The following is a 5,755-nucleotide window of genomic DNA, read 5'->3' as shown; positions in this document are numbered from 1 at the left end:
GCCCAAAGCCCAAAGCCCAAGGCTAAAGCTCAAGGCCAAAGCTCAAAGCCCATTAGACCAATAGCCCAATAGTCCAATAGCCGATACCGAAGCCTCGCCGCTACCACGCTTGATATTCAAGGCGGTAGCGACACGCTGGTCATGGCAAGGTAACGCGTACCTGCAGGCCGGAAATCTGCCCCTGGGCGTTATGGCAGTTAGAAAGCGCGACTTGCATCTGATGCTTCTGCGCCACGCTGCGCACAATCGACAGACCTAAACCGCTGCCCTGCGCCTGCACATCTGGCGAACGGGTGAAGCGATCAAAAGCGCGTTCGATGAAGGATTCCGGCATGCCTGGCCCGTTATCAACGATATCCACCACCGTGTGATGACCCACGCGATGCAGCAGCACATCCACCAGGCTGCCTTCCGGGGTGTGCAACATCGCGTTGCCGATCAGGTTATCAAACAGGCTACGCAAATCGGAACGGCTGGCGTGCAGGCGATAGTGCGTGGTGCCATTAAAACCGATATCAATACCGCGTTTATCGGCGACGACCATCAACTGCTCAATGCTCTCTTTCAACAGATCATCGAGCTGGATGGTTTCCACCGTGGCCACCACCGACTGATCTTCCTGGCGCGAGATATTCAGCAACTGCGTCACCAGATGGCGCGTTCGCGTGACGCCCGCTTCCAGCTGATCAAACTGACGGCTGGCTTCACCCGGCTGGATGTGCTGGCGCAGATTTTCCAGCTGTAAGGTGACCGCGGTGACCGGTGTGCGCAGTTCATGGGCGGCATCTTCAAGGAACTGGCGCTGTGATGACCATGCCGCACGCAGTTTATCCAGCAATGAGTTGTAGGCCGCCACCAGCGGCAGCACTTCATCCGGTAAGCCATCCGGTGACACCGAATGCGGATGCAGTGTCTCTTGTGCGGCAATTTGCCGCGAGGCGACGCGTAAATCCCGCGTGATGGCGCGCACCACCAGCCAGATCACCAGCAGTGACAGCGGCATCATCAGTATCAATGGAATGATGGCGGACAACACGCGTTTCACCATCAGACTTTTCATGTAACCGATGTTGTGCAGTACCTGAATGTTCCCGATTTCACTGCCCAGTTCGCCGGGACGGGTATACACGCGCCAGTCACAGTCATCGCCACAGTCGCCGACTTTTAAGTCGGACCAGCCTTTTTTCGCCTGCAGCGGGGCCTGTAAGGCAGGCCATGAGCTGGCACGCAGATGGTTGTTGGTGTCCCACAGCTGAACGATATAAGTGCTTTTGAGCTTCTCTTGCTGCATCACCATGGGCATTAACGCGGGCATACGCTGACTGGAAGACCAGGCATCGGCGATCTTGGCGAGCTGATCGTCCTTCATGGTGCCCATCATATCGCCATAACAGTGGTAGAAATACCAGGTGACGCCGCCGATCATCGCCAGATGCAGCAGCACCAGCGTGGCGAGCAGTTTGTTACGCAGGGATCGCATAAAGGTGAAAGGTTTCATATTGCCGGTACTCGCCAGCCTAAACCGCGCACGTTGCGAATCACTTCGTTATCGAGCTTGCGGCGCATACCGTGGATCAGCACATCAACAGCGTTACTGGTGACTTCTTCACCCCAGCCATAAATGCGGTTCTCTAATTGTTCGCGTGACAGAATCGCGCCCGGTCGCTCCAGCAGGGCGTAAAGCAGGGCATATTCGCGGGCAGTTAACTGTTCGCGTTGGCCTTTGTACAGCACTTCGCGCGTCATCATATCCAGCTGCACATCGCCACTGCCTAACAGGGAATCCGCCGCTCCGTGACGACGTCGGGTGATTGCACGCATGCGCGCCAGTACCTCTTGCAGATCAAAGGGTTTAAGCAAATAGTCATCGGCGCCACTGTCGAGACCCTGAATACGTTGTTGCACCGTGTCACGCGCAGTCAGCACCAGCACGGGCGTCATGTCGCCTCGCGAGCGTGCGCGCTTCAGCACGTGAATACCGTCTTCACGCGGTAAGCCGAGATCGAGCAGCACGCAGGTGTAGCCGCCGTCGGCCCAGGCATTGGAGGCATAGACGCCATCACGCACCCAGTCCACCGACCAACCTGCCGCTTCTAACGCCTGCTGCAAGTTGGCGCCAATCATTTCATCATCTTCTACCAGCAGCACACGCATAGTGTTCTCCCTAACTGATGGACGCAGTGTAACGCCAGATAATTAGGCCAGAATTACCCTCCGTCATACTTCCCGCTACAGATGTGTGAGCAGTGAGCGCTTATCCCGAGACTGACTTAGGCAAGCTCCCGAGGATTCCTACTCTTACTGCCTTTCTGCTGCTGGAATGATTTAGACGGAGTACGCGTTTTCCCCCTTGCTAATTCTGCGCTAATTTTCTGCTAATTAAGGGATAAATTTAACGCGCTACAGTGACTGCACTGGACATTTTGTCGAAGCAGGAGGTTCCCATGAATCAGCGCGAATTTATCCGTAGTTTGCTGGACTGGATTGAAGACAACTTAGGTCACGATTTGCATCTGGATGAAGTAGCACGCCGCTCGGGATACTCCCGCTGGCATCTGCAGCGTCTATTCCGTCAGCACACCGGTTTTTCTCTGGCAGAGTACATCCGTCAGCGTCGGTTAACTGAGTCAGCGCTCACGCTGATCAACAGCGACGAAGCGATTTTGCAGGTGGCGATGAGCTACGGATTTGATACGCAGCAGGCGTATACCCGCACCTTTAAGAACTATTTCAGCGTCACGCCGGGTCAATTGCGTCGTCAGCGCCGCGTTGAACAGGAACGTCTGTTGTTCCCGCTGGCGGTGGCCAGTTGATCGATGACGCTGAGATTGATCTGCACAGAAGACGTAGCGGCGCAATTTATTGCGCAGTAAATCGCGAAGGGATTGCGCGATAAATTACGCCGTTCCACCACGTTCGCTGATTAAATTCGGTGCTTATTGCGGCTTTTACTTTTAAGCTGCTGTTCTCCGTTTGTTACCCACCAGAGAACATGGACAACAGCGATAATCTCACCGCCATGATGCTGTTTGCGCGCGTCGTTGAGCGGCAAAGCTTTAGCGAAGCCGCGCGCACCTTAGGCGTCTCTAAATCGCATGTCAGTCGCGAAATCGCGCGGCTGGAAGTGCGGCTCGGCATCAAACTGTTGCAGCGCACCACGCGGAAAGTCGCATTGACCGAGTTGGGTCAGGCTTATTATCCGTTTTGTACCCGCATGCTGGAAGAGATGCACCGCGCCGATGCGTTTGTGCAGCAGGTTCATCAACTGCCCGCGGGTAATGTGCGCTTGCAGGCACCGATTACCTTTGGCTGTCAGTGCGTCGTTCCCACTCTGAATGACTTTATCCGCCGCCACATTCATATCAACGTCGATCTCGAATTGACCACCAGCGACGACCCGCAGCCCAGCGCAGATGTGGCGATAGTGATCCGCGCGCGTGCGCCGGAAGTGGCCAATTATCGCGAGCTGAGCACCATCGAGTGGGGACTCTATGCCACACCGGATTATCTGGCGGCGCATCCTGCTATCGACCATCCTGAACGCCTGACGCGGCATGATTTGTTGCTGTTTCACGGCCCCGCGCACACGGCCGCACTGCCGTTTCGTCGTGAAAAACAGCGGCTGGCGCTGGATGTGCACAGCCGTTTTCGTGCCAACAACAGCATGGCGCTGCTGAATGCGGCGCTGGCGGGCACCGGCATTGCTTATCTGCCTGCGTATATGACGCAGGACGCCCTGGGGCGGGGTGAAATCCAACAGGTACTGCCCGAATGGCAAATGGACCGCTTACACAGTTATTTGTTGCTTAAAGAGCAGCCGCAACCCTCATCCCCCGTGACGCTACTGTGTGATGCATTGATCACGGCACTCAGCGGCAACTGATTGTTGTTTGCTGGCAACAATACTGCGCTGGTTGGCAAATATCCCTCCCTCCCTGTTTTAAGTCGTGCTCCCCTGTTAGCCTGCTAAAAAAAGCAATAACAGGGAATCACTATGTCGCAATCATCAACCGTGTTAGCGCCTGAGCAGCAACACTGGAAGCGTAATTTGTTTGTCTGCGTGCTGGGTTCGTTCAGCACCATTGTGGCGATGACGTTGCTGCTGCCATTTCTGCCACTTTATGTGCAGCAACTTGGCGTGCAGGAACCTGCCGCGATTGCGCGCTGGTCGGGTGCTGCGTATGGTGCCACTTTCCTCAGCGCCGCGTTAACCGCGCCGTTGTGGGGCAAACTGGCGGATCGCTATGGCCGAAAACTGATGTTGATCCGTGCCAGCCTCGGGATGGCGATTGCCATGTCGCTGATTGGTATGGCGACGGCGCCGTGGCAACTGGTTGCTTTGCGTTTGCTGGCGGGATTGTTGGGGGGCTACGCATCGGGTTCAACCATCATGGTCGCGGCGCAAACGCCAAAAGAGCAGACGGGTTGGGCGCTGGGCGTGTTGTCCTCCGGCATTATGGCGGGCAACGTGGTGGGGCCACTGCTGGGCGGGGTATTGCCGCCGTTGATAGGGATTCGCCACACTTTCTGGCTGACTGGGGCCGTGATTTTCCTCGCCTTCCTTGCTACGACTTTTTTATTAAAAGAAGCACCGCGTCAGCCGGGTAAAAAAGTGGCGCAAACCCACAATGAGAGCGAAACACCGGTCAATCTGCCGCTGGTACGACTGATGTGGCTGTCCGGTATGTTGCTTATTTTCGCCAATATGTCGATTGAACCGATCATCACGCTGTATATCGGTCAATTCGTGCAGGGCGATCATGCGATCACGGTGACGGCTGGCGTGGTGATGGCGGCGGCTGCGCTGGGCAGTATTCTCTCGGCTCCGCGTTTAGGACGCCTGGCGGATCGGGTAGGTCATGGGCGTGTGCTGGTTTACGGCCTGGTTGTTTGTGCCCTGTTGTTGATCCCACAGGCATTTATCACCCAAGCCTGGCAACTGGTGCTACTGCGTTTTCTGATGGGCATGGCGCTGGGCGGTTTGATGCCGTGCGTGACGGCGCTGATTCGCCACAATGTGCCGCAGGGGCAGGTGGGGAAAATGCTGGGTTATTCGACCTCGGCACAATACGTCGGCCAGGTCTCAGGTCCCTTATTTGGCGGGTTTGTCGGCGGTGCTTTCGGTATGCGCCCGGTATTTCTGGCGACCTGTGTGATCATGGCGCTGTGCGCGCTGTTTAATGCACGGGTGTTAAAAAAGCGGTAGCGGCGCCATGTACTTTTTATCTGGACGCTTTAACTTCTTCTTCCGAAGAGAAATTAAAGCGGATCTGGGCATGCTCGCCACCCGGCAGCTTCTAGGTATCACTATTCAATTGAAAGCAACTTGTCGTAATCCGGGTAGATATGAGGTATTGGTTCAACGCTTCCATCAGGATAAGTCGCCGTCAACCTGCCTGGATGATCAGGTGGGTTTAATACAACTACTTTCATAAAATGAATAACAGGTTCAATAGCTATATATCGCGTATTACTTAGATTAAAACGCCTACGCCACCTTTCTGTTTGAGTGTCCCCTCCGAAAAACTTTAAACTGACTGTGTTATCGATGTGATTAGAGACCACAGGGAAAAAATCGGTCTTCAATTCCAACCATTCCCCACTGAATGCTTTGGCCTGTCCGGTACCATAGCCGTCACTGAGTCCGTAGTCCCCAAAATCAAAGATATAACTGGTATTGATAACCTCTTTTCCCTTCACCAGGGCAACATCATCCGCGATCCTGAATCTCACCATCAGCGAGTTCAGCTGCCAC

5 protein-coding genes and 1 pseudogene are annotated in these 5,755 nt (G+C 55.0%); 3 read left to right on the top strand and 3 right to left on the bottom strand.

All coding sequences use genetic code 11. The features are described from left to right. Positions 1–139: 139 nt before the first annotated feature. Both VH86_RS24420 and VH86_RS24415 read right to left on the bottom strand, forming a co-directional pair. On the bottom strand, positions 140–1,498 hold the full coding sequence (locus tag VH86_RS24420) for a HAMP domain-containing sensor histidine kinase (protein WP_045834418.1): 1,359 nt from the start codon (positions 1,496–1,498) through the stop codon (positions 140–142). Next, on the bottom strand, positions 1,495–2,154 hold the full coding sequence (locus VH86_RS24415; protein ID WP_045834417.1) for a response regulator: 660 nt from the start codon (positions 2,152–2,154) through the stop codon (positions 1,495–1,497). Before VH86_RS24415 ends, VH86_RS24420 begins: the two co-directional genes overlap by 4 nt. Positions 2,155–2,444: 290 nt before the next feature. Here VH86_RS24415 and VH86_RS24410 point away from each other — a divergent pair, with 290 nt between their 5' ends. The 3 genes from VH86_RS24410 (at position 2,445) to VH86_RS24400 (ending at position 5,206) form a co-directional block, all read left to right on the top strand. Then, a complete protein-coding gene (locus VH86_RS24410) occupies positions 2,445–2,813 on the top strand; it encodes a helix-turn-helix domain-containing protein (RefSeq protein WP_034826803.1) in 369 nt (122 codons plus the stop codon). Between the two features lie 179 nt (positions 2,814–2,992). Beyond that, complete coding sequence (locus VH86_RS24405; protein WP_045834419.1) at positions 2,993–3,883, top strand: LysR family transcriptional regulator; 891 nt, start codon at positions 2,993–2,995, stop codon at positions 3,881–3,883. Between the two features lie 111 nt (positions 3,884–3,994). Further along, positions 3,995–5,206 carry an MFS transporter gene (locus VH86_RS24400; RefSeq protein WP_045834416.1) on the top strand — a complete coding sequence of 404 codons (1,212 nt, stop codon included), beginning with the start codon at positions 3,995–3,997 and terminating at the stop codon, positions 5,204–5,206. Positions 5,207–5,307: 101 nt separating this feature from the next. Here the strand turns inward: VH86_RS24400 and VH86_RS25985 are convergent. Continuing rightward, positions 5,308–5,755 (bottom strand): annotated as a pseudogene (locus VH86_RS25985) (hypothetical protein); the annotation flags it as partial.

Source organism: Pantoea sp. BL1 (assembly GCF_000963985.1).
Classification (GTDB): domain Bacteria; phylum Pseudomonadota; class Gammaproteobacteria; order Enterobacterales; family Enterobacteriaceae; genus Pantoea; species Pantoea rwandensis_B.
The sequence above is the reverse complement of the archived record's forward strand: the minus strand, read 5'-3'. Positions and strand labels throughout refer to the sequence as shown.

What these genes read in the sequence shown, in the direction of transcription:
- VH86_RS24415 (WP_045834417.1), bottom strand. Translation starts at nt 2,154, where the DNA reads ATGCGTGTGCTGCTGGTAGAAGATGATGAAATGATTGGCGCCAACTTG.
- VH86_RS24420 (WP_045834418.1), bottom strand. Translation starts at nt 1,498, where the DNA reads ATGAAACCTTTCACCTTTATGCGATCCCTGCGTAACAAACTGCTCGCC.
- VH86_RS24400 (WP_045834416.1), top strand. Translation starts at nt 3,995, where the DNA reads ATGTCGCAATCATCAACCGTGTTAGCGCCTGAGCAGCAACACTGGAAG.
- VH86_RS24405 (WP_045834419.1), top strand. Translation starts at nt 2,993, where the DNA reads ATGGACAACAGCGATAATCTCACCGCCATGATGCTGTTTGCGCGCGTC.
- VH86_RS24410 (WP_034826803.1), top strand. Translation starts at nt 2,445, where the DNA reads ATGAATCAGCGCGAATTTATCCGTAGTTTGCTGGACTGGATTGAAGAC.